Here is a 25,658-nt window from a genome sequence, read left to right on the forward strand (position 1 = left end):
GATGTGCGGCATCGCAGGCACGTACCGGTGGCCGGACGGAAAGGCCGTCACCGACCGGCTCACCGAAACCCTCGTCCACCGCGGCCCGGACGGGGCGGGCCGCTACAGCCACCCCGTCGGTGACGGCGAGGTGCACCTCGGGCACCGCCGGCTCGCCATCCTCGACCTGTCCGCGACCGGGGCCCAGCCGATGGTCTCGGGGGGCCTGGCCCTGTCGTACAACGGGGAGCTGTACAACGCCCCCGAGCTGCGTGCGGAGTTGACGGCCGCCGGGGTGCGCTTTCGCGGCACCTCCGACACCGAGGTGCTGCTTGAGGCCTGGCGGCGCTGGGGCACCGACTGCCTGCCCCGGCTGCGTGGCATGTTCGCGTTCGCCGTCTTCGACGAGCGCACCGGTGAACTGGTGCTCGCCCGCGACCAGTTGGGCATCAAGCCGCTGTTCCTGCTCCGGCGCGGCATGGGCCTGGTGTTCGCCTCCGAGCTCAAGGCGCTCGCCGCCGTGACCGGGGAGTCGCTGCGGGTGGACCACGCGGCCCTGGTGGCCTCGCTGCTGTACTACTGGGTGCCGGACTCGCGGTGCGCGTTCCGCGAGGCGGAGAAGCTGCCGCCCGGAAGCTGGCTGCGGTGCCGGCCCGACGGGCGGGTGGAGCGCGGCCGGTTCTGGAACCTCCGGGACGTCGCGGCCGAGGGCCAGGAGCGGGCCCGCGCCGGCGAACGGCCCGACCTGGCGGCGATCGTCGAGGACTCGACCCGGCGCCACCTGCTCTCCGACGTACCCGTGGCGACATTCCTCTCCGGCGGTCTCGACTCCAGCTATCTGACCGCGCTGGCGGCCCGCCACCACCCCGGCATCTCCGCCTACACGATCGGGTTCCGCGCCGAGGACGCCAGGTTCGAGGCGATGCCGGACGACCTGCGCTACGCCCGGCAGGTGGCCGGACGGTTCGGTGTCGACCTGCACGAGATCGAGATCGCCCCGGACGTGCTCGACCTGCTGCCGCGCATGACGTACCACCTGGACGAGCCGATCGGCGACCCCGCCGCGATCAACACGTACCTGATCTGCTCGGCCGCCCGGGAGGCCGGTGTCAAGGTGATGCTCTCGGGGATGGGCGCCGACGAGCTGTTCGCCGGGTACCGCAAGCACCTCGCCAACCTGATCGCGCTGCGCTACCAGCGCGTCCCGCGGCCGCTGCGGCGCGGCCTCGCCAGGGGTGTGGACCGGCTGCCGGTCGCCACGGCGCGGCGGGGCTACCGGTCGGTGCGCTTCGCCAAGCGGTTCCTGTCCTTCGCGGACCTGCCGGAGGAGACCGCGTTCCGGCGCAGCTACACGCTGTACGACCAGGACGAGCTGCTCGGCCTCATCGACCCGGACCTGGCCGGCACGGTCGAGGACGTGCTGACCGAGCACGCGGACACCTACCGGGACAACGAGCTCGACGACTTCGTCAACCGCATGTGCCTGGCCGACGCCCGGATGTTCCTGCCGGGCCTCAACCTCGCCTACACCGACCGGTCGAGCATGGCCGCGTCGATCGAGGTGCGGGTGCCGTACGTGGACGTCGAGGTGGTCAGGGCGGCGTTCGCCGTGCCGGGCGAGCGCAAGATCGCCGGACGGCAGGGCAAGGCGGTCCTCAAGGAGGCGGCCGCCTCGGTCCTGCCACGGGAGATCGTCTACCGGCCCAAGGGCCTCTTCAGCGCCCCGCTGCGGGCCTGGATGAGCCGGGACCTGGCCCCGCTGGTGCGTGAGGTCGTCCACGACGGCGTGCTCGTGAACTCCGGGCTGCTGCGCCGTGACGCGCTGGCCCGCATGGTCGCCGAGGACGCCGCCGGACAGCGCGACTTCTCCAAGCATCTGTGGCATGTGCTGACCCTCGAGTACTGGTATCGCGGCGCGACCTCAGGACCCGGCCAGAGCCAAGCGGCCTGACGGTGTTGACAGTTGGAACACAGAGGAGCTCGGGTGAAACAGGTTGTTCAGAACTACAAGAGCGGCGAGCTGGCGGTGCTCGACGTGCCGGTCCCGGCGTGCAAGCCGGGCGGTGTGCTGGTCCGCACCGCCTACTCGCTGATCTCGACCGGGACCGAGCTCATGAAGGTGTCCGAGGCCGGCCTGTCGATGGTGGGCAAGGCCCGCTCCCGGCCGGACCAGGTGGCCAAGGTCATGCAGAGCGTGGCCACCAACGGCGTGGCCGCCACCTACCAGAAGGTGATCAACCGGCTGGACTCGTACACACCGCTGGGCTACTCGCTGTGCGGGGTGGTCGAGCAGGTCGGCACCGGCATCGACGACGTGGCGGTCGGCGACCTCGTGGCCTGCGCCGGCAACGAGCACGCGCTGCACGCCGAGCTGAACTGGGTGCCCAAGAACCTCTACACCCGGGTGCCGCGGGGCCTCGATCCCCGGCACGCGGCGTTCGGCACCGTCGGGTCCATCGCGTTACAGGGCGTGCGCCGCGGCGAGCCCCGACTCGGAGAGGTGGCCCTCGTCATCGGCCTCGGGCTGATCGGGCAGTTGGTGGCGCAGCTCCTCTCCGCCTCCGGGGTCCGCGTCGTCGGGGTCGACCCCGACCCGGCGCGCTGTGCCCTCGCCGAGCGCCTGGGCGCCGCGGCCTGTGGCGATCCGCAGTCCGCGGCCGTGGAGAGCGCCGTCGCCGAACTCACGGACGGCCACGGCGTGGACCAGGTGTACCTGGCGGCCGGCGGCGCCGACAACCAGCCCGTCGAGGTGGCCGCCCGGCTCTGCCGCGACCGCGGCCGGGTCGTCGACATCGGCAAGTGCCGCCTGGACCTGCCGTGGAACGCCTACTACGAGAAGGAGCTCGACGTCCGGTTCTCGCGCAGCTACGGCCCCGGGCGCTACGACCCGGAGTACGAGCTGGAGGGACGCGACTACCCGATCGGCTACGTGCGCTGGACCGAGCGCCGCAATCTGGCCTGCTTCCTCGATCTGCTCGCCCGCGGCCGCGTCGACGTGGAGCCGCTGGTCTCCCACACCGCCGACTTCGCCGACGCCGTGCGGACGTACCAGGGGCTCAAGGACGGCGACCTGAAGGCCGTCGCCGTGCTGTTCCGGTACACCGGACAGGCCCAGGAAGCGGCGGCCCCCACGGTGGCCGTGCCCGCGGTGAAGCGTCAGGGCAGCGCGGCACCCGCGCGGCCCGCCGGCACACCGGTGCGGCTCGCGTTCGTCGGCGCGGGCAACTACGCGACGTCGATGCTGCTGCCGCACCTGGCGCGGCGCGAGGGGGTGGAGCTGTCGACGGTGGTCACCACCACGGCGCTGTCCGCGGCCAACGCGCAGCGCAAGTTCGGCTTCGCCAGGGCGACCACCGACCTCGACGCCGTGCTCGGTGACAAGTCCATCGACGCGGTGTTCGTCGTCACCCGCCACAGCTCGCACGCCGAACTGACCAGACAGGCGCTGCTGGCGGGCAAGACGGTGTTCGTGGAGAAGCCGTTGGCGCTCACCGAGGACGAGCTGGCCAAGGTGCTCGCGGCCGTCGAGGAGTCCGGCAACGACCGGCTGCAGGTGGGCTTCAACCGGCGGTTCGCGCCGCTGCTGCGCGAGGCCAGGAAGCGGTTCGGCCCCCGCACCGGGCCGGCCGGCCTGCGCTATCTGGTCAACGCGGGCCGCCTCGACCACGGCAGCTGGTACCTCCAACAGGGCACCGAGGGCTCGCGGTTCGCCGGCGAGGGGGGCCACTTCATCGACACGGCGAGCTGGCTCCTGGACGCCGATCCGGTCTCGGTGTACGCGGTCGCCCCGTCCGGCACCGAGGACCTCCAGGTCCTGCTGCGCTACCCGGACGGATCCACCGCGACCATCAGCTACGTCACCACCGGCGCACCCGGCTACCCCAAGGAGACACTGGACCTGGTGGCGGACGGCAAGGTGCTGCGGCTCGACGACTTCGTCCGTGCCTCGGTCCACGGCCGCGAGCGGTGGGTCAGTTCGCGGCTGCCCAAGGCACGGGACAAGGGCCAGTCCGCCGAGCTGGCCGCGTTCATCCGGGCGGTGCGGACCGGCGGGCCGATGCCGGTGCCGCTGGAGTCGCTGGTCGCCACCACGTCGGCCACCCTCGCCGTGCGGGCCGGCCTGGCCGGTGGCGCTCCGGTCACGCTGGCGAGGACGCGATGACGGTGAGCTCGGGGAGCGCGGGCTGGTACCTGCGGCGGCTGTCGCGGATGGGGCCGCGGGAGGTCGGCGGCCGGGTGGGCGACACGCTGCGCAGGCGGCGGTGGCGCTCGGCGCCGCCCAACTGCCCGAGGGTGCGCGGCTCCCGCTTCACCTCGGTCCTGCCCGCCGGGACGCTCGCCGGGATCGCGCCGGACGCCGCGAAACGTCTCATCGCCGAGGCGGACCGCCTGATGTACGGCCACGTCGAGTACTTCGGGGTGGTCCGCGACGATGTGGACCGGCCGGACTGGTGGTACGACCCGAAGACCGGCCGCCGCGCCCCGGGGGGTTACGCCTTCGACGTCCCGTACCGGGACGAGGACGCGGTCGGGGACATCAAGCAGATCTGGGAGCTGTCGCGGCACCAGTACCTCACGGTGCTCGCCGCCGCCTACGCGGTCACCGGGAACGAGCGGTACGCCGAGCGGGTGGCCAGGCATCTGCGGTCGTGGTGGGCGGCCAACGCGCCGCTGCGCGGGGTGCACTGGACCAGCGGCATCGAACTGGGGATCCGGCTGCTGTCCTGGGTGTGGATCCGCCGGCTGCTCGACGGCTGGCCGGACGCGGCCGGGCTGTTCGAGGACAACCCGGTGGCGCGGACCCAGATCTGGCACCACCAGCGCTGGCTGGCCGCCTTCCCCAGCCGGGGGTCCTCGGCGAACAACCACGCCGTCGCCGAGGCCGCCGGTCAGTTCGCCGCGGCCTGCGCGTTCGGCTGGTTCCCGTCCTCGGAGCGCTGGCGGGCCGACGCGCTGCGCTCGCTGGAGCGGCACCTGCGCGGCAACACCTTTCCCTCGGGCCTCAACCGCGAACTCGCCACCGAGTACCACGGACTGGTGCTGGAACTGGGCCTGGCCGCGGTGGCCGAGGCGGACGCCGCCGGCGTGCCGGTCCCCGATCCGGTCCGCCTGGTGCTGCTGCGGATGACGGACGCGCTCGCCGCGATCGTCGACAACCGGCTGCGGCCGCCGCGCCAGGGCGACGCCGACGACGGGCAGGGGCTGGTCGTGGACGGCTCGGGCACCGACCGCTGGGCCTCGCTCCTGGCCACCGGCGACGCCGTGTTCGGCCGGCTCCCCTGGTGGCCGACGGTGACCGCCACCGATGTGCGCACCCCGCTGCTCGCCGCCCTCGTCCGGCCCCGCCCGCAGGACGCGAGGACCCGCCCGGCGAGCCGGCCGGCGCACTTCGCCGACGCGGGACTGACCATCCTGCGCGGTCCGCAGGAGATCTGGTGCCGCTGTGACGGCGGGCCCCACGGCTTCCTGTCCATCGCGGCCCACGCCCACGCGGACGCGCTGTCCGTGGAGGTCCGGCACGACGGGGTCGACGTGCTCGCCGACCCGGGGACGTACTGCTACCACGGGCAGCCCGAGTGGCGGCAGTACTTCCGCTCGACCCTCGCCCACAACACCCTGCGGCTGGACGGCCGCGACCAGTCCGTCTCCGGCGGCCCGTTCCTGTGGATCCGGCACGCCCGCAGCCGCGTCCTGACGGCGGACACGTCCGCGCCGGGCATGTCCCACTGGTGTGCCGAGCACGACGGCTACCGGCCCTCCGTGCACCGCCGTCGCGTTGAACTGGCCTCCGCACAAAGCGAGTTACGGGTGGTGGACGAGGTGCCCGGTCCGCGGCGGCCCGTGCAGCTGGCGTTCCACCTCGGCCCGACGATCACGGCGGACCTGTTGGGGAGCCGGGCGGTGCTCCGCTGGACCCGCGACGGCGAGGACCGCTCCGCCGTGTTCGAGCTGCCCGGTCAGCTGTCCTGGCGGGCGCATCGCGGCGAGAGCCATCCGCCGCTGGGCTGGTACTCCGCCGGGTTCGGCCGCAAGGAGCCCGCCACGGCGCTGGTCGGCACCGGGTTCACCGACGGCGCCGGGGAGTTCACCAGCGTGCTCAGGTTCCGGGGCGAGTGAGGAGTAAGGACACGTGGGGATCACATGGCGACGCTGGGCGCTGCCGACGGCTGCGCTGGCGCTGGTCGTGCCGGTGGCGACCGGCTGTACGAGCACGCCGGATCCCGGGTCGGAGCCGACCGCCTCGCCCTCCCCGACCACGGCGGCGGCCGCGAACGCGGCCCGGGTGTGCGCCAAGCCCCCGGCCGGGCCCGCGAGCGCGCCGGCGGGCGCGGTGAGCGTCGACCCCTCCGTCGCCGGCGACCTGGCGGCGAAGACCAGGAGCAGCCCCCCGAACACCACGTTCTGGCTCCGGCCGGGCCGGCACACGCTCGAACAGGACCGCTACGCCCAGGTCATCCCGAAGGACGGCGACAGCTACATCGGCGCGCCGGGCGCGGTGCTCGACGGCCGCAGGACCAACCAGTACGCGTTCGGCGGCACCGCCCGCGACGTCACCCTCCGGTACCTGACCGTGCAGGGCTTCGTTGCGCCGCAGAACGAGGGCGTGGTCAACCACGATTCGGCCGACGGCTGGGTGATCGAGCACACCACCGTCCAGAACAACTCCGGCGCCGGGCTGATGGCCGGTGCCCGCCAGCAGGTCCGCGCCAGCTGTCTGCGCGGCAACGGGCAGTACGGCATGAACGCGTACAAGACCGGCGCTGCCCTCACCGGCCTGGTGCTCGAAGGCAACGAGATCACGGCGAACAACACCGACGACTGGGAGCGGCAGAAGCCGGGCTGCGGCTGCACGGGAGGCGTCAAGTTCTGGGCCGTGGGCGGCGCCGACATCCGCGGCAACTGGGTGCACGCCAACCGAGGAACCGGCTTGTGGGCGGACACCAACAACAACGATTTCCGCATCGAGGACAACCTGCTCGAGGGCAACGACGGCGCCGCGCTGATCTATGAGACCAGCTACAACGCGGTCATCCGGAACAACACGATCCGGCGGAACAACTGGGTCGAGGGCCGCAAGTACGCCGACCGCGGCGACACCTTCCCGTATCCGGCCGTCTATCTGTCCGAGTCCGGCGGCGAACCACGGATCCACGCCCGCACCGACAAGATCGAGATCTACCGGAACGTGCTGGAGGACAACTGGTCCGGCATCACCCTGTGGGAGAACGCCGACCGGTTCTGCAACAGCCCGGCCAACACCTCCTCCGGCGACTGCACGCTGCTGGTGCCGCACTCGGACCGCTGCGCGCGGCCCGCGATCTCCGCCGCACCGCTCTACGCCGACTGCCGGTGGAAGACCCAGCGGGTGGACATCCACGACAACCGCTTCCTGCTGAACCCGTCCGTCGTCGGCTGCGCGGCGAAGTGCGACCGCATGGCGATGCTGGCCAATTACGGCACCTATCCGGACTGGTCGCCGTACCAGGGCGAGCAGGTGGCCGACGCGATCACCCTCGACCAGCACAACCGCTGGCACGACAACGTCTATGTCGGACCCTGGAAGTTCGTCGCCCACGACCCGAGCCGGGTGCTCGACTCCGGGCAGTGGCAGGGCGCGCCGTACCGGCAGGACCCGAACAGCACCTTCGACCTGCGGGCCGGTGGTTGAGATGGCCCAAGACCCGGCCCGCGGCGCGCCGCCCGCGGCGGACGCCCGGCCCGGCGACGCACCGCGCCCGCCCGGCACCCCGAAGCTCGTCGGCACGGTCTGGGGGCTGCTGATCCTCAACACCCTCGGCTCCGCCGGGGCCAGGACCATCGTCCCGCTGCCGCGCTCCCTCATCCAGCTGGTCACCATGGGCTCGCTGGTGGGCGCGTTCGCGCTGGCGCTCACCCTCAACCTCCGGCTGCGCATCCGGTCCAGTTCCTTCCTGTTCCTGCTCACGCTGCTGCTGGTGGCGAGCGTCATCTCCAGCGCCCATCTGGAGTCCGGCTTCGGCGCGCTGTTCCGGTGTTTCCGGCTGACGCTCTTCACCGGCACGCTGTGGCTGCTCGGCCGCTGGTGGGACGGCGGCCCCACCTTCGTGCGGCACCACATCCGGATGTACTTCGCGGTGCTCGGGTCGGTCGCCGCGGGCCTGGCCATCTCGCCGGGGGCGGCCATGCCCGACCTCTACGGCGGGCGGCTGGTCGGCGCGCTGTGGCCGCTCACACCGCCGCAGATCGCCCAGTACGCCGCGGTGATCGTCGGCCTGACCGTGCTGCTCGTCCTGGGCCACCGCACCGACCGGACCAGCGCGGCGGTGATCATCGTGCCGTCCCTCGTCCTGCTCGCGCTGACCCATACCCGCACGGCCACGCTCGGCCTGCTCGTCGGTCTCGCGCTGGCGATCGGCTCGCTCGTGCTGACCAGCGCGGCGGCCCGCCGGTTCTTCACCTGGGCGGTGCTGTGCGCGACGGTGGCCGCGGTCGGGTTCAGCTCCGCGCTCCAGACCTGGTTCCTGCGCGGGCAGACCGAGGAGAACTTCTCCAACCTCACCGGCCGGGCCAAGGTCTGGGACGCCCTGCTGGCAGCGCCCCGCACGACCGCGCAGCAGTGGCTCGGCGTGGGCCTGGGCGACAAGTCGTTCGGCGGGCTGCCGATCGACAACAGCTGGCTGGCCGTCTACAACGAACAGGGGCTGATCGGCATCGCCCTGGTCGCACTGATCATCCTGGTCCTCGGCACCATCGCACTGCTGCGGCCCCCCTCGCTGTCGCGGGCGTGCGCGATCTATCTGATCAGCTACTGCGCCATCGCCTCGTACACCGAGGCCGGTCTCGGCGACGCCTCGCCGTACCTGCTGCACCTGGCCGTGGCCGCCTCGCTCCTTTCGGCGCCCGCCGCGGCCGCTCCGCCCACCGCACCCGCGGCCCCTCGACGACATGTCCCGCGCTGGGCGCGGAGATCGGAGGTGACGTGAGCATGCACGTCCTCGTGGTGCACAACCACTACGCCTCGGCCCAGCCGAGCGGCGAGAACAAGGTCGTCGAGCAGGAGGTGGCACTGCTGCGCGCGGCCGGCCACCGGGTCGAGGTGTTCGAGCGGCGCAGCGACTCCATCGCCGCCCGCTCCCTCCTGTCCAAGGCGGCCGTGCCTCTCCTGGTGCCGTGGAACCCGGCGGTCCGCGCCGAACTCGCCGCGCGGCTGCGCGCCGAGCGGCCGGACGTGGTGCACATCCACAACGTCTTCCCGCTCCTGTCGCCCGCGGTACTGGCCGCGTGCGCCGACGCCGGGGTGCCCGCCGTGGCCACGCTGCACAACTACACCCAGGTCTGTCCGCCCGGCACGCTCCAGCGGGACGGCCGGCCCTGCACCGAGTGTGTCGGGGCGACGCCGCTGCCCGCCGTGCGGCACGGCTGCTACCGGGGCTCGCGGCTCGCGACGGTGCCGCTCGCCGTCAGCCTGTCGGTCAACCGGCGGCGGTGGTGGTCGGGCGTGGAGCGGTTCTTCTGCATCTCCGCGGCGCAGCGCGACGTGCTGGTGCGGGCCGGGATGCCGCCCGAGCGGCTGGCGGTGAAGCACAACTTCGTACCGGAGCCGGACACATGGCGCGAGGGCGACGGCGAACACGTCCTCTATCTCGGCCGGCTCGCGGAGGCCAAGGGCCTACGGCTGCTCATGGCCGCGTGGGACGAGATCGCGGCGAGCGGCGGCGTGGGCGTGCCGCTCGTGATCGCGGGCGCGGGGCCGCTGGAGCCGGAGGTGGCCGCGTGGGCGGCGGGCCGGGACGACGTGCAGTTCGTCGGCCTGTACGACCCGGCCCAGTGCCGCCGGGCCATCGCGCGATCGGTCGCCGTGGTGGCTCCCTCGACGTGGCTGGAGGCGTTCGGCCTGGTCGTGGTGGAGGCGATGGCGGCGGGGGTGCCGGCGGTCGCGGCCGGGCACGGCGCGTTCGTCGAACTCGTCGAGGACGGGGTGACGGGGCTGCTGCACACGCCGGGCGAGGCCGCCTCGCTGGCGGCGTGCCTGCGCCGGATCACGGCCGGAGCGGCGTCCAACCGGGAGATGGGGCAGGCGGCCCGGCGCCGTTACGAGCAGGGGTTCAGCCCCGCCGTGGGTCTTGAGCGCCTGATGGAGGAGTACCGGACCGCGATCGCGGGTCGGTCGGCACTGGCTCGCGGCGGGGACACCCGCGCGGGCAGGGGGAATGGGGACAGCAGATGACACGATGCCGACTCTGCGGCTCACAGGCGATGGCGAGCGTCGTCGACCTCGGGGCGACGCCTCCGTGCGAGAGCTTTCTCGCCGCGGACCAACTGGACCTGCCGGAGCCCGCGTACCCGCTGCACCTGCGGGTCTGCACGGAGTGCTGGCTCGCGCAGATCCCGCCGCTGATCACACCGGAGGAGACGTTCAAGGAGTACGCGTACTTCTCCTCCTACTCGACCTCCTGGGTGGAGCATGCGCGCACCTTCGTCACCGACGCCGTGGGGCGGCTGGGGCTCGGGTCCGACGCCTTCGTGGTCGAGGTCGCGAGCAACGACGGATATCTGCTCCGGCACATGGTGGACCGGGGCATCCGCTGCCTGGGCATCGAGCCGTCGGTGAACGTCGGCGCGGCGGCCCGGGACGCGGGCGTGCCCACGCTGACGGAGTTCCTGGACCCGGAGGTCGGCTCGGCCGTCCGCGCCGAGCACGGCCCGGCGGACCTGGTCGTGGCCAACAACGTGTACGCGCACATCCCCGACGTGGTCGGGTTCACCCGGGGGCTGCGCGCCCTGGTCGCCGACGACGGCTGGGTCTCCATCGAGGTGCAGCACCTGCTGACCCTCATCGAGGAGAACCAGTACGACACGATCTACCACGAGCACTTCCAGTACTACACGGTCGCCTCCGCCGCCCGGGCGCTGGCGAGCGGCGGACTGGCGCTCGTGGACGTCGAGTTGCTGCCCACGCACGGCGGCTCCATCCGGCTGTGGGCCCGCCCCGCCGAGGTCGCCGGCGAGCCGAGCATTGGGGTATCCCCTGATCGAGCGGAGCCGAGAGCTTGGGGAAGGGTCGCCGACGTGCTGGCCCGGGAGAAGGCCGCCGGGCTGCAGGAGCTGTCCGGGTACACCGAGTTCTCCGCCCGGGTGGCCAAGGTGCGCCGGGACCTGCTGCGGTTCCTCATCGAGGCGGCCGAGCGCGGCGAGACGGTCGTCGGCTACGGCGCCCCCGGCAAGGGCAACACCCTGCTCAACCACTGCGGCGTCCGCCCCGACCTGCTGCCGTACACGGTCGACCGCAATCCCTACAAGCACGGCAGGTTCACCCCGGGCACCCGCATCCCGATCCTGCCGCCCGAGCGGATAGCCGCCGACCGGCCGGACTATGTGCTCGTCCTGCCGTGGAACCTGCGGGCCGAGCTGGTCGAGCAGCTGTCCTTCGTGCACGCCTGGGGCGGCCGACTCGTCTTTCCCATACCCGAGTTGAGCGTTGTCGAGGTCGCGTCCGGAAAGGTCACAGCATGAAGGTCGTCCTGTTCTGCGGAGGCTACGGGCTGCGGATGCGCAACGGAGCCTCCGACGACATGCCCAAGCCGATGGCCATGGTCGGCCCGCGGCCGCTGATCTGGCACGTCATGCGCTACTACGCGTACTTCGGGCACACGGAGTTCATCCTGTGCCTCGGATACGGGGCCCACCACATCAAGAAGTTCTTCCTCGACTACGAGGAGACCACCTCGAACGACTTCGTCCTGCGGGGCGGGCGGACCGAGCTGCTGTCCACCGACATCTCCGACTGGACGATCACCTTCGTGCAGACCGGCGTCGAGTCGCCGATCGGGGAACGCCTGCGCCGGGTGCGCCACCACCTCGACGGCGACGACATGTTCCTCGCGAACTACGCCGACGTCCTCACCGACGCACCGCTGCCCGAAATGATCGACTCCTTCGCCCGGCGCGACGCCGGTGCCTCGATGATGGTGGTGCCGCCGCAGTCCTCCTTCCACTGCGTGGACCTGGGCGAGGACGGCCTGGTGGGTGGCATCACCGCGGTGAGCGAACTGCCGCTGTGGGAGAACGGCGGCTACTTCGTGCTCCGCCAGGAGATCTTCGACCACATCCCGGAGAACGGTGACCTGGTCGCGGACGGATGCGCCCAACTCGCCAAGCGGGGAAGGCTGGTGGCCCACCAGCACCGCGGTTTCTGGAAGCCGACCGACACCGTCAAGGAGCGCGCCGCGCTCGACGCCGCCTACGCCCGGGGCGAGCGCCCCTGGGCCGTGTGGGAGCGGGACAGCGCCGGGGCGCGGGCGTGATCCGGCTCGGGGCCGGGCCCCTGGACCGGATCGTCGCGGTGGGCGCGCACTGCGACGACATCGCCATCGGCGCCGGCGGCACCCTGCTCACGCTGTGCCGCGCGCGGCCGGGTCTCCGCGTCGACGCCCTGGTGCTGTCCGGCGGAGGCGGCGAGCGCGAGCAGGAGGAGCGGGCCGCGCTCGACGCCTTCTGCCCGGGCGCCGACCTGCGGCTGAGTGTGCTCAAGCTGCCGGACGGCCGGATGCCCGCGCACTGGGACGAGGCCAAGGCCGCGGTGGAGGAGCTGCGCCTGCGGACCGAGCCGCATCTCCTGCTGGCCCCGCGCACCGATGACGCGCACCAGGACCACCGCGCCCTGGCGAAGCTGGTGACCACCGCGTTCCGCGACCACCTCGTCCTGGGGTACGAGATCGCCAAGTGGGACGGCGATCTCGGCCGTCCGGCGGCCTATCAGCCGTTGTCACCGGAAATCGCCGACCACAAGGCGCGGCTGCTGCACGAGCACTATCCCTCGCAGCGGCACCGGTCCTGGTTCGACCGGGAGGCCTTCCTCGGCCTCGCACGGATCCGCGGCATCGAATGCCAGACGCGCTACGCCGAGGCGTTCGCCGTCACCAAACTCACTCTCGATCTGGGGGAATGAACCTTGCGCGTACTGCTCACCGGACACCAGGGCTATCTGGGCACCGTGATGGCCCCGGTCCTCGCGGCCGCCGGACACGAGGTCGTCGGCCTTGACTCCGGCCTGTTCGCCGACTGCGTCCTCGGCCCGCCTCCCTCGGACCCGCCGGGGCACCGGGTCGACCTGCGCGACGTGACGGCCGAGCACGTGGCCGGGGTGGACGCCGTGATCCACCTGGCCGCGCTCTCCAACGACCCGCTGGGCTCCCTGGCCCCGCAGCTCACCTACGACATCAACCACCACGCGTCCGTGCGCCTGGCCCGGCTGGCCCGCGACGCCGGGGTGAAGCGCTTCCTGTACGCCTCGACGTGCTCGGTCTACGGTGCGGCGGGCGGTGACGAACTGGTCGGGGAGGACGCCCCGTTGCGCCCGGTCACCCCGTACGCGGAGTCCAAGGTGCGGGTGGAGGACGATCTGCACGCGCTGGCCGACGCCGACTTCACCCCCGTCTTCATGCGCAATGCCACCGCCTTCGGCCACTCCCCCCGGCTGCGCGCCGACATCGTGCTGAACAACCTGGTGGGCCACGCGCTGCTCTCGGGCGAGGTGCTCGTCCTCTCCGACGGCACCCCCTGGCGCCCGCTGGTGCACGCCGGTGACATCGCCCGTGCCTTCGCGGCCGCGCTGACCGCGCCCCGGGAAGCGGTCCACGACCGGGCGTTCAACATCGGCAGCGAGGCCAACAACGTCACCGTCGCCGAGATCGCCGAGCAGGTCGCCGAGGCGGTGACCGGCTCCAAGGTGGTGATCACCGGGGAGACCGGCGCCGACCCGCGCTCCTACCGGGTGGACTTCGCCCGCTTCCGCGCCGCGGTGCCCGGCTTCGACTGCGAGTGGACGGTCAAGCGCGGAGCGCTCGAACTCGCCGACGCCTACCGGAGGTTCGGGCTGACGACGGAGGACTTCGAGCGGCGCTTCACCCGGCTCGCCGTCCTCCGGGCGGCGTCGGAGGCCAACACCGTGGACGAGACGCTGCGGTGGCGCCGGTGACCGCGGCCGGCGAGGAGATGCACGCGCTGGTGGAGCGGTTGTTCCCGCTGTGCCGCAGCATCACCGGCGACGGCGTGCGCGCCACCCTCGCGATCGTCGACGAGTACGTCCCGCTGGAGCTGCACGAGGTGCCGACCGGGACCCAGGTGCTCGACTGGACGGTGCCGCAGGAGTGGAACATCCGGGACGCCTACGTCGCCGACGCCGCGGGGAACCGGGTCGTCGACTTCGCCGAGTCCAACCTGCATGTGCTCGGCTACAGCGTGCCGGTGGCGGCGACCATGCCGCTGGCCGAGCTGCGGAGCCATCTGCACACCCTGCCCGACCACCCCGCGTGGGTGCCGTACCGGACCAGCTACTACGAGCCGCGCTGGGGGTTCTGCCTGGCGCAGGACACCCTGGACGCACTGCCGGACGGCGACTACGAGGTGCGCGTCGACTCCACGCTCGCCGACGGCCACCTCACCTACGCCGAGCACGTCGTGCCCGGGCAGACCGCCGACGAGGTGATCGTCTCCTGCCACGTCTGCCACCCGTCCCTGGCCAACGACAACCTGGCGGGCATCGCGGTGGCGGTGTTCCTGGCCCGGGCACTGGCGGAGCGAACGCCCCACTACACCTACCGGTTCATCTTCGCCCCCGGCACCATCGGGGCGATCACCTGGCTGGCCCGCAACGCGGAACGCGTCGAGCAGATCAAACACGGCCTGGTGCTGGCCTGCGCCGGGGACCGGGGCGACCTGACGTACAAGCAGAGCAGGCGCGGCGACGCGGAGATCGACCGGGTGATGCGCCACGTGCTGGCCGCCTCCGAACGCCCGCACCGCACAACGGAGTTCACTCCGTACGGCTACGACGAGCGGCAGTACTGCTCGCCCGGGTTCGACCTCGGTGTGGGCTCGCTCAGCCGCACCCCGTACGCCGGCTACCCCGAGTACCACACCTCGGCGGACAACCCGGACTTCGTCTCCCCCACCGCGCTGGCGGACACGCTGGCCGTGTGCCGCGAGGCGTTCGCCGTCCTGGACCGCAACCGGCGCTACCTCAACCTCAGCCCCTACGGCGAACCCCAGCTGGGCCGGCGCGGGTTGTACGACGCGCTCGGGGGGCGCAGCGACGCCCAGCAGGCCCAGATGGCCATGCTCTGGGTGCTGAGCCTCTCCGACGGCGAACACAGCCTGCTGGACGTCGCCGAGCGGTCCGGGCTGCCGTTCGGCGCCGTCGCCGCCGCGGCCGACGCCCTCCAGGGCGCAGGACTGATCAAGGCATGACGCGCGTGACCACCGGGCGGGAGACGACGACACCGGCCGGGGCCGCCCGGCGGGCCGTCGTCGGCCGGCTGTCCTGGGGACTGGCCGACCAGGCGGCGTCCAGCCTGTCCAACTTCGTGGTGGGCATGTACGTGGCCCGCTCGCTGGGGCTGACCGCGTTCGGCGTGTTCAGCCTGGCCTGGGTGACCTACGGCGTGGTCCTCAGCGTCTCCCGCGGCCTGGCCACCGACCCGCTGGTGGTGCGCTTCAGCGGCGTGCCGGACGCTTCCTGGCGCGCGGCGGTGGCCCGGTCCTCGGGCACCGCGCTCGGCGTCGGCACCGCGGTCGGCGCCGTGTGCCTGGTGGTCGGCCTGGCGCTCGGCACGAGCGTGGGGACCGCGTTCGCCTGCCTCGGCGCCGTACTGCCGGGGCTTTTGACGCAGGACGCCTGGCGGTACGCGTTCTTCGCCGCCGGCACCGGGCGCAAGGCCTTCGTCAACGACCTGGTGTGGGGCGTCGCGCTCGTCCCGGCCATGGTGGTGGCGGCCGTCGTGGGCAGCGTGGCCGCCTTCGTGCTCGCCTGGGGCGCGTCCGCCGCGGTGGCCGCGGTGTACGGCTGCTTCCAGTCCGGCATCCGGCCCCGGCTGTCCGGCGCGCGCGCATGGCTGCGCGCTCACCGCGACCTCGGCTACCGGTACTTGGTCGAGAACATCGGCGTCAGCGGCGCGAGCCAGCTGCGCGCCTATGGGCTCGGCGCCATCGTCGGGGTCAGCGCGGTGGGTGTGGTCCGGGGCGCCGAGCTCCTGCTCGGCCCGTTCATGGCCGTGCTCATGGGGCTCTCGCTCGTCACCGTCGCGGAGGCGGCGCGCGTGGTGCGGCGGGCCCCGCACCGCCTCGGCAGGTTCTGCCTCCTGCTGGGCGGAGCGCAGGCCGCCGCCGCGCTGGCCTGGGGCGCGGCACTGCTCCTGCTGCCCGACCGGCTCGGCGAGTTGGCGCTCGGCGACGTGTGGAGCGCGGCCTCCCGGCTCATCGTGCCGGTCACCCTCGGCGTGGCGGGCGCCGGGCTCGGCACCGGCGCGGCGGCCGGGCTGCGCGCGCTCGCCGCGGCCCGCCGCAGCCTGCGCTGCCAGTTGTTCGCCTCCGCCTGCTACGTCGTCGGCGGGCTCGGCGGGGCGGCCGCGGGCGGCACGGTCGGGTCCGCCTGGGGCGTCGCCGCCGCGACGCTGAGCGGCTCGGCCGTGTGGTGGCTCCAGCTGCGGTCCGCCCTGCGCGAGCGCCACCGCATCCCCATCCCCGAAGTGAGGACGTCATGACCGCCCATCCCCGGCTGAGCATCGGACTGCCCGTGTACAACGGCGAGGAGTACCTCGCCGAGTCGTTCGAGGCGCTGCTCGGCCAGACCTACGAGGACTTCGAGCTGGTCGTCTGCGACAACGCCTCGACCGACGGGACCCAGGACATCTGCCGCGCGTACGCCGCGCGGGACACCCGGGTCCGCTATCTCCGGCTGCCCCGGAACATCGGCGCCGCCCCGAACCACAACTACGTCTTCACCCAGTGCCGCGGCGAACTGTTCAAGTGGGCCTCGCACGACGACCTGTACGCCCGGGACCTGCTGCGGCGCTGCGTCGAGGCGCTGGACGAGCGGCCCGAGGTGGTCCTGGTGCACTCCGGCCAGGCGGTCATCGACGGCGACGGACAGGTGAAGGTCCCTTACGAGTACAAGATCGCCACCGACTCGCCGCACGCGCCGGAGCGCTTCCGCAGCTTCCTGTTCGAGCCCGGCGGCGACGACTTCTACGGAGTGATGCGGGCGGACATGCTCCGCCGGGTGAGGCCGCACGACAGCTACCACCACGCGGACCGCACCTTCGTCGCCGAGATCGTCCTGCACGGGCCCTTCCACCAGGTGCCGGAGCTGCTGTACTTCCGCCGCGACCATCCCACCCGCGCCGAGCGGGCGAACCCCTCCAAGCGCTCCCGCTGCGTCAACCTGGACCCGCGCCGGGCGGGCCCGCTGCACCCGACGCCCCGGCTGCTCGCCGAGTACGTCTGGGGCTTCGCCGCGGCGATCCGGCGGGCACCGCTGTCCGCGGCCGACCGGCGCGCCTGCTACCGCCACCTGGCCGCCTGGATGGCCAGCCGGGCCCGGCCGGGCGCGGGCGAGCGGGTCGAGGACCGGGCCCCGGTCGACCCGGGCCGGCTCACGGTCAGCGTCGACGCCCTCGTCGCGGGACGGGAGGGGAGGCGCGCATGACGTCGGCGGGCCGAACCCCGGTGCGCGTAGGGGTGTTCGGGCTGCTCGGCTCGGGGAACCTCGGCAACGACGGGTCGCTCGAAGCCGTGCTCGGCCACCTCCGCGCCGAGCATCCCGAGGCGGTCGTCGACGCGCTGTGCGGCGGTCCGGAGGTCGTCGCGGCCCGGTACGGCATCCCCGCGACGCGACTGCACTGGTACCGCGGGGAATACCGGACCGCGTCGCGTGCGGGCGCGGTCGCGGCCAAGGGCCTGGGCAAACTCGTCGACGCCGTCCGCACCGCCGCCTGGGTGCGTCGGCACGACGTGGTGATCGTGCCCGGCATGGGCGTCCTGGAGGCCACCCTGCCGCTGCGGCCGTGGGGGTTTCCGTACGCCCTCTTCCTGCTCTGCGCATCGGGCCGACTGCTCGGCACCCGCGTCGCCCTGGTCGGTGTCGGAGCCGCCCCGATCGGGAACCGGGCGACGCGGACCCTGGTGCGCTGGTCCGCGCGGCTCGCCTCCTACCGCTCGTACCGGGACGCCCCGTCCCGCGCCGCGATGCGGGACATGGGTGTGGACACCGCGGCCGACGAGGTGTACCCGGACCTCGCGTTCGCCCTGCCGGCGCTCCCGGCCGCCGGCCCCCGCGACGGGCCGGGCCCGGTCTGCGTCGGCGTGATGGACTTCCACGGCGGCGACGACGACCGCGCCCGCGCCGAGGACATCCACCGGCGCTACCTCGACGGGACGATCCGGTTCGTCCGCGCGCTGGTCGACGACGGCAGGCCGGTCCGGCTGCTCACCGGCGACGCGTGCGACGAGCCGGTGGTCGTCGCGATCCTCGGCGCGGTGGACTCGCCGCTCGTCACCGCCGCCACGGCGGGCTCGCTCGCCGACCTGATGAAGGAGACCGCGGCCGCCGACGCCGTGGTGGCGACCCGGTACCACAACCTGGTCTGCGCGCTGAAGGCCGGCACCCCGACGCTCGCCCTCAGCTACGCCGCCAAGAGCGACGCGCTCATGGCGCGGATGGGCCTCGCCGCCTACTGCCACCCGGCCCGCGAGGTCGACGCCGACCGCCTGCTCGACCAGTTCCGGGCGCTGGAGCGGCGCTCGGCGGAACTGCGGCGGATCCTCGCCGAGCGGAACGCCGTCGCCACCCGGCAGCTGGAGGACCAGTTCACCGCCCTGACCGCGGCCCTGTTCCCGGCCGCCCCCACCCACCATCACGCCCTGCGGGAGGCACCATGAAGGCGACCGAGGTCCCGGCGATCGACGGGGCGTACCTGTTCGAGCCGACGCCCTACGCCGACGAACGCGGCTTCTTCTGCCGCACCTTCGACGCCGAGGTGGTCCGCTCGGTGGGCCTCGACCCGGACGCCTTCGTCCAGGACAGTGTGTCCCGCTCGGCCCGGGGCGTGCTGCGCGGTCTGCACCTGCGCGCCGGCGCCGGCGAGGCCAAGCTGGTGCGGTGCTCGTACGGGAGCGTCTTCGACGTCGTCGTGGACCTGCGGGCGGACTCGCCGACCTACCGCGACGTGGCCGTCTTCGAGCTGTCCGACACGACGCAGGTGACCCTGTACATCCCGGCGGGCTGCGCGCACGGGTTCCAGGCGCTGAGCGACACCGCCGACGTCTCGTACCGGATCGACCGCCCGCACGATCCGGTCGAGGACGTGACGATCGCCTTCGACGACCCGGAGCTCGCCATCGCGTGGCCGCTGCCGGTCACCTCGATGTCCCAGCGGGACCGCGGGGCGCCGGGCCTGGCCGAGGTCCTGAAGCAGCGACCCTGACCAAGTGACCGTACGTACAGAGAGAGTTGAGGTCGGCGTGGACACCGAGGCCACCGAAGAGTTCGCCCTGCCCCGGTCGCGCCGGGCCAACGAGCGCCTGCACGCGATGGTCCCCGGCGGCGCGCACACCTACGCCAAGGGCGACGACCAGTACCCCGAGCACCTGGCCCCGGTCATCAGCCACGGCCGCGGCGCCCACGTGTGGGACATCGACGGCAACCGCTACATCGAATACGGCTCCGGCCTGCGCTCGGTCAGCCTCGGCCACGCCCACCCCCGGGTGACCGAGGCGGTGCGGCGCGAACTCGACCGGGGCAGCAACTTCGTCCGGCCCTCCATCGTCGAAGTCGAGGCCGCGGAGCGCTTCCTGGCCACGGTGCCGACCGCCGAGATGGTGAAGTTCGCCAAGAACGGCTCCGACGCGACCACCGCCGCGGTGCGCCTGGCCCGCGCCGCCACCGGGCGCACACGGGTGGCGGTCTGCGGCGACCATCCGTTCTTCTCCGTGGACGACTGGTTCATCGCCACCACACCGATGTCCGCCGGCATCCCCGCGGCGACGAGCGAGCTCACCCTGACCTTCCCGTACGGGGACCTGGCGGCGACGGAGGAGATGCTGACCCGGTACCGGGGCGAGGTCGCCTGCCTGATCCTCGAACCCGCCACCCACGCCCCCCAGCCGGGCACGAGCGCGGTCGACCCGACGGCCGAATACCTCGCCGGTCTGCGGGAGTTGGCCGACCGGCACGGCTGCGTGCTGATCTTCGACGAGATGATCACCGGCTTCCGCTGGTCCGAGGCGGGCGCCCAGGGCCTGTACGGCGTCGTCCCCGACCTCTCCACGTTCGGCAAGGCACTGGGCAACGGGTTCGCCGTCTCCGCGCTGGCCGGGCGCCGCGCGCTGATGGAGCGGGGCGGGCTGCGCCACATGGGCGAGCGGGTGTTCCTGCTGTCCACCACGCACGGAGCGGAGACCCACTCGCTGGCCGCCGCCATGGCCGTGCAGACCACGTATGCCGAAGAGGGTGTCACCGCGCGGCTGCACGCCCTCGGCGAGCGGCTGGCCGCCGGTGTCCGGGCCGCCGCGGCGAGCATGGGCGTCGGGGACCACCTCGTCGTCCGGGGCCGGGCGAGCAACCTGGTCTTCGCCACCCTCGACGAGCACCGGCAGCCGTCGCAGGGGTACCGCACCCTGTTCCTGCGCCAACTCCTCGCGGGTGGCGTGCTGGCCCCGTCGTTCGTGGTGAGCAGCGCGCTCGACGAGAGCGACATCGACCACACCGTGGACGTGGTGGCTCAGGCATGCGCCGTGTACCGCAAGGCCCTCGAAGCGGCCGACCCGACGCCCTGGCTGGGCGGACGCCCGGTGAAGCCGGTGTTCCGCCGCCAGGCATGAGGTGAGGCCAGGTCAATAAGCTTTCCGGAAAACGGGGTTGGCGCGCAGGCACGGTTCAAACCCGTCAACGGTCCTGTGGTGGGCGGGGGTCTGCCCATCGATCGACCAGCCACGCGGACGCCGGGACCACCACCAGCGCGGTGCACCAGCCGCCGAGGACATCGGTCGGGTAGTGCGCGCCCAGGGCGACCTGTGCCCAGCCCATGGCGGCGCCGGCGACCAGCGCCGCGGCGAGCACGACCAGCGCGCCCGCCGTCCGGCCGAGGCCCAACCGGCCGGCCGCGGGCAGCGCCACCGCGAGGGCGAGCGAGGTGGCGAAGGCGGTGTGCCCGCTGGGGTAGGACAGGTTGCCGTCGCCGTGGATGGTGCGTCCCACCAGGTGCTTGAGCACGGTCGCCGTCCCGACGGCCAGGCAGACGCCGACCACGACGAGCACGGCCGCGCGAGGATGCCGCATGACCAGGCAGCCCGCCGCGGCGACGGCGACCACCAGCACCGCTCCGGCGGGCTCCCCCAGGAAGTCCAGGGCCAGCGCGACGGACCGCCACGGCGGCCGCACCCCGTCCACCGCGGGCAGGATCCACCTGTCCACCCGGCCCGGCGTGTGACGACCGGCGTACAGAACCCCGAGCGCGGCGACCACGAGCGTGGCGAGCACCCCCAACAGCCCGAGCGGGGCGCGCCACGACGACGGCAGCACCGCGGCCCCCGCCCGCCCGCTCATCCACCCACCCCCTCAGCGGTCCCAGGCCCGCTGGAGACTGAGGCCGGCCGGGCACCGCAGGCTAACCCGCTCGGCAAGGCGAAGTCGATGCCGCTGCGGGTGGGAGCGACCAGCCCGCCGCCTGCCTCACTTCTGGGCCGAGTCCGGGGCCCCGGTGAGCAGGCGGGTGATCTCCCGGGCGCGCTCCGGGCCGAGTTCGCCCCAGCCCTCCTTGTAGCCGTAGACGCTGGCCAGGGTGCGGGCCTCGTAGTCGCCGTTCATGATCTCGATGTCGTTGGTGGTGATGAGTCCCGGGTGCGCGACGCCGACCGCGCCCGAGACCTTCAGCAGTTCCTTGCGCAGGGTGCGCAGGTACACGGCGGCGCGCGCGGCCTTGGACGGCGCGTCGACGCCCCGCGTCAGCCACGGGTCCTGGGTCGCGATGCCGGTGGGGCACTTGTCGGTGTGGCACTTCTGCGCCTGGATGCAGCCGATGGACAGCATCGCCTCACGACCGACGTTGATCATGTCGACGCCGAGGGCGAAGGCGACGACCGCGTTCTCGGGCAGGCCGAGCTTGCCCGAGCCGATGAAGGTCACGTCGTCGGTCAGCCCCCGCTCGGCGAACGTGCCGTAGACGCGGGAGAAGCCCATCCGGAAGGGCAGCGACACCGAGTCGGAGAAGATCAGGGGGGCCGCCCCGGTACCGCCCTCGCCGCCGTCGACGGTGATGAAGTCGACCCCGCGGTCGCCCCGCGCCATGAGGGTGGCCAGCTCCTGCCAGAAGGCCATGTCCCCGACAGCACTCTTGATCCCGACGGGCAGACCGGTCTCGGCCGCGAGCAGCTCCACGAAGTCCAGCATCGAGTCGACGTCGTGGAAGGCGGTGTGCCGAGAGGGCGAGGCACAGTCCTTCCCGGCCGGGATGCCGCGGATCCCGGCGATCTCGGACGTCACCTTCGCACCCGGCAACATCCCGCCGAGGCCCGGCTTGGCGCCCTGGGAGAGCTTGATCTCTATCGCCCTGACCGGCGCCCCGGCGACCACTTTCTTGAGCCGGTCGAGGCTGAAGGTGCCGTCCTCGTTGCGGCAGCCGAAGTACGAGGTGCCGATCTGGAGAATCAGGTCACCCCCGTTGCGGTGGTACGGCGAGAGACCGCCCTCACCCGTGTTCTGCATCGTGCCCGCCAGCGCCGCGCCCTTGTTGAGCGCGGTGATGGCCGCACCGGACAGCGAACCGAAGCTCATCGCCGAGATGTTCACCACGCTCGCCGGCCGGAACGCCTTGGCGCGCCCGCGCGGCCCGCCCAGCACCTTGGCCGACGGCAGCGGAGCCTGGAGGTCGTGCGGATCGGGCAGCGGGCCCGCGAAGGTGCGCTGCTTCACATACGCGTGCCCCTGCACATGCTCGACGTCCATGTCGGTGCCGAACCCGAAGTAGTTGTTCTCGCCCTTCGCCGACGCGTAGATCCAGGTGCGCTGGTCCCGGCTGAACGGACGCTCTTCCTCGTTGGACGTCACGACGTACTGGCGCAACTCGGGCCCGATGGTCTCCAGCATGTACCGGGCGTGCCCGATCACGGGAAAGTTCCTGAGCAGTGCGTGCTTCTTCTGGACCAGGTCCCTCGCGGCCACCAGCGCCAACGCTGTGGCGGCCGCCGCACCTATGCTTCGAGCCCGCATGGACGTTCCTCTCCCTCGTGACGCATCGCACCGATCGCGCGACCGGCCTCGGCCCTGGACGCTCCGTCCACGGCTCCTTGTGTTGCAGTGACTCCCGGCGCCCCCGCGCCCTGGGTCCGGCGGTGCCTGCCGGTGGCGATGACGAGGCGTGCCTCGGTCATGAACGTCAGACTACCGATCTCGAAATCGGCGGCCGTGACCGCCGGTTCCGATCCGGGCCAACCCGCCGACGGCACAGTCGATCCGGCCCGGGCACCCGTCGCGTGCGAACGCGACGGGGCCCGCCCGCCCGGGCCGCCCTCAGGCACCATGTTCGGCCAACTCACCTTGATGTCGCGGTGGTTGGGGTTCCGGCCAGCGGCCTTGCCGCCTCCGCAAGGTCGTCCACGGCGTCACCGGGACCCCGCACGGGCCCGAGCCGACCGTGACCGCCGGTACCGGCCAGCGCGTCCCGCGCGGCCGTCCCCCGCCCGGCGAACTGCGCGAACCTCGCCGCTTGCCCACGGTCGATGCCCCCGTCAATTTCACCGCCCCTGCCTCTCGCACCGGAATTTCTCCACCCGGCCGGGGCGGGGGCCGCACCCGAAACCGACTCGTTTTCCCCTCGAGGGACACATGGCCGTCTCCCTAGCGTGGACGCCTGCCCCACCCCGTGACGGTGCGCGGTCATCCCGCACCGGGAGCCTCGCCGTGTCCGTCACGGGCCCCGACCAGGCCTGCAACACCCCCACTGGACCTTTGCATCAGCCCTGGGAGCAGTGATGACGCCTGCCAAGACGGCACGGGCGAACCGCGGTACGGGCAGAGCGGCCCGCGACGCCGCCGTGGCCTCGCAGTATCTGACGCCGGACGACGCGACCCGCTATGCCGAGTCGTACGAGGGCCACCGGCCCGCCACGCGCTACTACTGGTCTCGGCTGCATGTGGTCGACGAAGCCCTCCGTGACGCCCCGCACGGCCGTCTGCTGGACGTGGGCTGCGGGCCGGGCATGCTGATACGACGCCTTCTGGACCTCCGCCCCGAGGACTTCCGGATCACCGGCTGCGACCGCTCCGCGGCGATGATCGACGTCGCCGCCGCCCGGACGAAGGGCTTCGGCGACGTCGAGTTGCGCGTGGCGCGCGTCGAGGACATGCCCTTCCCCGACCGGCACTTCGATGTCGTCGTCGCCATGGGCGTCCTCGAGTACGCCGACGCCAACGCCGGGTTGCGTGAGATCGCCCGCGTGGTGCGGCCGGGCGGCCTGGTCGTGGTGACGATGCTCAATCCGCTGAGCCCGTACCGCCTGGTCGAATGGTTCGTCTACTGGCCGTTGGTGCGCGTACTCGGCCGCATTGAAGGGCTGTTCGGCCCACCGCGGCACGCGGCGGCCGTGTCCGGCATACGAGCGGTCCCCCTGGCCCGGCTCCGCCGGACGATGCGCGCCGCCGGGCTGGCGCCGCGTGACGCGGTCCACTACGACGTGACCCCCTTGGTCCCGCCGCTGGACCGACCGGTCCGCCGCTGGAACCAGAAGTGGCGCGACCATCCGGAAAGGACGGTGAGCAGGGGAGCCCGCCGCTGGCTCGGCACCGCCTACCTGGTGACGGCACGGCGCGAGGAAGCCGGTCCCGCACACTGACGGGGCACCGCCCGGCTCAGCGCACCCTCCCCCGCGGCTTCAACGGCACCCCGGGCAGGGCGGGCGCCGGGATCGGGGCGCCGTCGTAGCCCTTCACCTCGCCGAAGCGGGAGCCCGTCATCCAGTCCGAACGGGCCTGGTGGATCTCCTCGTTGGAGCGGCCCACGAAGTTCCACCACATCACGATCTCCTCCTCGAACGGCTCGCCGCCCAGCAGCATCACGGAGGCGTCGGAGGCGGCTCGGAGCGGGAGTTCGGTGCGGCCGCAGCCCAGGTACAGCATGGAGCCGGGGAGCACCGGTACGTCGTCCACGTGGGCCTCGCCCGCCATGGCGAGGACGGCGTACTCGAAGTCGGGGTTCAGCGGGAGCCGCGCCTCGGCGCCCTGCGCCAGGGTGAGGTCGGCGCCGACGATCGGGGTGTAGGTGCTGCCCGGTGACACCGCGCCGTCCAGCTCGCCCAGGATGACGGTCGCGTCGACGCCGGGCGCGGTGGCGTGGGGCAGGTCCGCGTGGTGCTGGAAGTGCGGTTCGACATGGCGGTGGGCGTCGGGCAGGGCGACCCACAGCTGGGCCCCGTGCAGGAAGCGGCTGTGCGACCGGGGGGTTTCCTCGGAGTGGCTGATGGCGCGGCCGGAGGTCATCAGGCCGAGCTCCCGGGGGCGTACGGTCTGGAGGCTGCCCAGGCTGTCGCGGTGCAGCACCTCGCCCTGGTGCAGCCAACTCACGGTCTGCAGGCCCATGTGGGGGTGGGGCGCCACCTGCATGCCGGGTTCGTCGGCGATGTCGTCGGGGCCGTAGTGGTCGACGAACGCCCAGGCCCCGACCATCCGGCGGCCCAGGTTCGGCAGCAGCCTGCGCACCTCGGTGGACTCGCCGAGCTGCACGGTGCGCGGCGAGAGAAGCTCGCGCACCGGCTCGGCCACGACGAAGCCACGTCCACCGCAGACGGAGAGCGCGGGCTGGCGATCGAGATTGCTCATGCGGTCAACCTATTCCCTCGCGGGGCACGGGGCCCCAGGTTCCTGGCACCAG

20 protein-coding genes are annotated in these 25,658 nt (G+C 72.8%); 17 read left to right on the forward strand and 3 right to left on the reverse strand.

Going from position 1 to position 25,658, the window contains the following annotated elements:
- Position 1: 1 nt before the first annotated feature.
- Genes asnB through DT019_RS33565 form a run of 16 tightly spaced genes read left to right on the forward strand, consistent with a single transcriptional unit; the run spans position 2 to position 20,616 of the window.
- Positions 2 to 1,930: an asparagine synthase (glutamine-hydrolyzing) gene (gene asnB, locus DT019_RS33490; protein WP_114040750.1), complete on the forward strand. Its 1,929-nt coding sequence runs from the start codon at positions 2 to 4 to the stop codon at positions 1,928 to 1,930.
- Positions 1,931 to 1,963: 33 nt separating this feature from the next.
- A complete protein-coding gene (locus DT019_RS33495; RefSeq protein WP_114040751.1) occupies positions 1,964 to 4,141 on the forward strand; it encodes a bi-domain-containing oxidoreductase in 2,178 nt (725 codons plus the stop codon).
- Positions 4,138 to 6,096 (forward strand): heparinase II/III family protein, encoded by a 1,959-nt coding sequence (locus DT019_RS33500; RefSeq protein ID WP_114040752.1) that lies wholly within the window; start codon positions 4,138 to 4,140, stop codon positions 6,094 to 6,096. The genes DT019_RS33495 and DT019_RS33500 overlap by 4 nt, the downstream gene beginning before the upstream one ends.
- A gap of 13 nt (positions 6,097 to 6,109) precedes the next feature.
- Positions 6,110 to 7,648, forward strand: coding sequence for a right-handed parallel beta-helix repeat-containing protein (locus tag DT019_RS33505; RefSeq protein WP_114040753.1), 1,539 nt, complete (start codon positions 6,110 to 6,112; stop codon positions 7,646 to 7,648).
- Between the two features lies 1 nt (position 7,649).
- Positions 7,650 to 8,942: an O-antigen ligase domain-containing protein gene (locus tag DT019_RS33510; RefSeq protein WP_189390156.1), complete on the forward strand. Its 1,293-nt coding sequence runs from the start codon at positions 7,650 to 7,652 to the stop codon at positions 8,940 to 8,942.
- A gap of 2 nt (positions 8,943 to 8,944) precedes the next feature.
- Positions 8,945 to 10,186 carry a glycosyltransferase gene (locus DT019_RS33515; RefSeq protein ID WP_114040754.1) on the forward strand — a complete coding sequence of 414 codons (1,242 nt, stop codon included), beginning with the start codon at positions 8,945 to 8,947 and terminating at the stop codon, positions 10,184 to 10,186.
- The gene (locus DT019_RS33520; protein ID WP_114040755.1) at positions 10,183 to 11,472 is read left to right on the forward strand and encodes a class I SAM-dependent methyltransferase; all 1,290 of its coding nucleotides are present in this window, start codon (positions 10,183 to 10,185) and stop codon (positions 11,470 to 11,472) included. The genes DT019_RS33515 and DT019_RS33520 overlap by 4 nt, the downstream gene beginning before the upstream one ends.
- A complete protein-coding gene (locus DT019_RS33525) occupies positions 11,469 to 12,263 on the forward strand; it encodes a glucose-1-phosphate cytidylyltransferase (RefSeq protein WP_114040756.1) in 795 nt (264 codons plus the stop codon). The genes DT019_RS33520 and DT019_RS33525 overlap by 4 nt, the downstream gene beginning before the upstream one ends.
- A complete protein-coding gene (locus DT019_RS33530) occupies positions 12,260 to 12,907 on the forward strand; it encodes a PIG-L deacetylase family protein (protein WP_114040811.1) in 648 nt (215 codons plus the stop codon). The genes DT019_RS33525 and DT019_RS33530 overlap by 4 nt, the downstream gene beginning before the upstream one ends.
- 3 nt (positions 12,908 to 12,910) lie before the next feature.
- Positions 12,911 to 13,936, forward strand: a complete 1,026-nt coding sequence (locus DT019_RS33535) for an NAD-dependent epimerase/dehydratase family protein (RefSeq protein WP_114040757.1) — start codon at positions 12,911 to 12,913, stop codon at positions 13,934 to 13,936.
- Positions 13,924 to 15,207, forward strand: coding sequence for a DUF4910 domain-containing protein (locus tag DT019_RS33540; protein WP_114040758.1), 1,284 nt, complete (start codon positions 13,924 to 13,926; stop codon positions 15,205 to 15,207). Before DT019_RS33535 ends, DT019_RS33540 begins: the two co-directional genes overlap by 13 nt.
- Positions 15,204 to 16,499 carry a hypothetical protein gene (locus DT019_RS33545; RefSeq protein WP_114040759.1) on the forward strand — a complete coding sequence of 432 codons (1,296 nt, stop codon included), beginning with the start codon at positions 15,204 to 15,206 and terminating at the stop codon, positions 16,497 to 16,499. Before DT019_RS33540 ends, DT019_RS33545 begins: the two co-directional genes overlap by 4 nt.
- Positions 16,496 to 17,443: a glycosyltransferase family 2 protein gene (locus tag DT019_RS33550; protein WP_114040760.1), complete on the forward strand. Its 948-nt coding sequence runs from the start codon at positions 16,496 to 16,498 to the stop codon at positions 17,441 to 17,443. The genes DT019_RS33545 and DT019_RS33550 overlap by 4 nt, the downstream gene beginning before the upstream one ends.
- Entirely contained in the window at positions 17,440 to 18,675 is a 1,236-nt protein-coding gene (locus tag DT019_RS33555; RefSeq protein WP_114040761.1) for a polysaccharide pyruvyl transferase family protein, read from the forward strand. Before DT019_RS33550 ends, DT019_RS33555 begins: the two co-directional genes overlap by 4 nt.
- Positions 18,672 to 19,220, forward strand: a complete 549-nt coding sequence (gene rfbC / locus DT019_RS33560; protein ID WP_114040762.1) for a dTDP-4-dehydrorhamnose 3,5-epimerase — start codon at positions 18,672 to 18,674, stop codon at positions 19,218 to 19,220. Before DT019_RS33555 ends, rfbC begins: the two co-directional genes overlap by 4 nt.
- 37 nt (positions 19,221 to 19,257) lie before the next feature.
- Positions 19,258 to 20,616, forward strand: coding sequence for a glutamate-1-semialdehyde 2,1-aminomutase (locus tag DT019_RS33565; protein ID WP_114040763.1), 1,359 nt, complete (start codon positions 19,258 to 19,260; stop codon positions 20,614 to 20,616).
- Between the two features lie 64 nt (positions 20,617 to 20,680).
- Here DT019_RS33565 and DT019_RS33570 read toward each other — a convergent pair whose 3' ends face one another.
- On the reverse strand, positions 20,681 to 21,340 hold the full coding sequence (locus DT019_RS33570) for a phosphatase PAP2 family protein (RefSeq protein WP_114040764.1): 660 nt from the start codon (positions 21,338 to 21,340) through the stop codon (positions 20,681 to 20,683).
- A 126-nt stretch (positions 21,341 to 21,466) separates the two neighbouring features.
- Entirely contained in the window at positions 21,467 to 23,002 is a 1,536-nt protein-coding gene (locus tag DT019_RS33575) for an FMN-binding glutamate synthase family protein (RefSeq protein WP_114040765.1), read from the reverse strand.
- Positions 23,003 to 23,763: 761 nt separating this feature from the next.
- Here DT019_RS33575 and DT019_RS33580 point away from each other — a divergent pair.
- On the forward strand, positions 23,764 to 24,624 hold the full coding sequence (locus DT019_RS33580; protein ID WP_114040766.1) for a class I SAM-dependent methyltransferase: 861 nt from the start codon (positions 23,764 to 23,766) through the stop codon (positions 24,622 to 24,624).
- A 16-nt stretch (positions 24,625 to 24,640) separates the two neighbouring features.
- On the opposite strand, the gene DT019_RS33585 is transcribed toward DT019_RS33580, so the two are convergent.
- Positions 24,641 to 25,606, reverse strand: coding sequence for a pirin family protein (locus DT019_RS33585; protein ID WP_114040767.1), 966 nt, complete (start codon positions 25,604 to 25,606; stop codon positions 24,641 to 24,643).
- Positions 25,607 to 25,658: the final 52 nt, after the last annotated feature.

This window comes from Streptomyces sp. SDr-06, from assembly GCF_003324565.1.
Classification (GTDB): domain Bacteria; phylum Actinomycetota; class Actinomycetes; order Streptomycetales; family Streptomycetaceae; genus Streptomyces.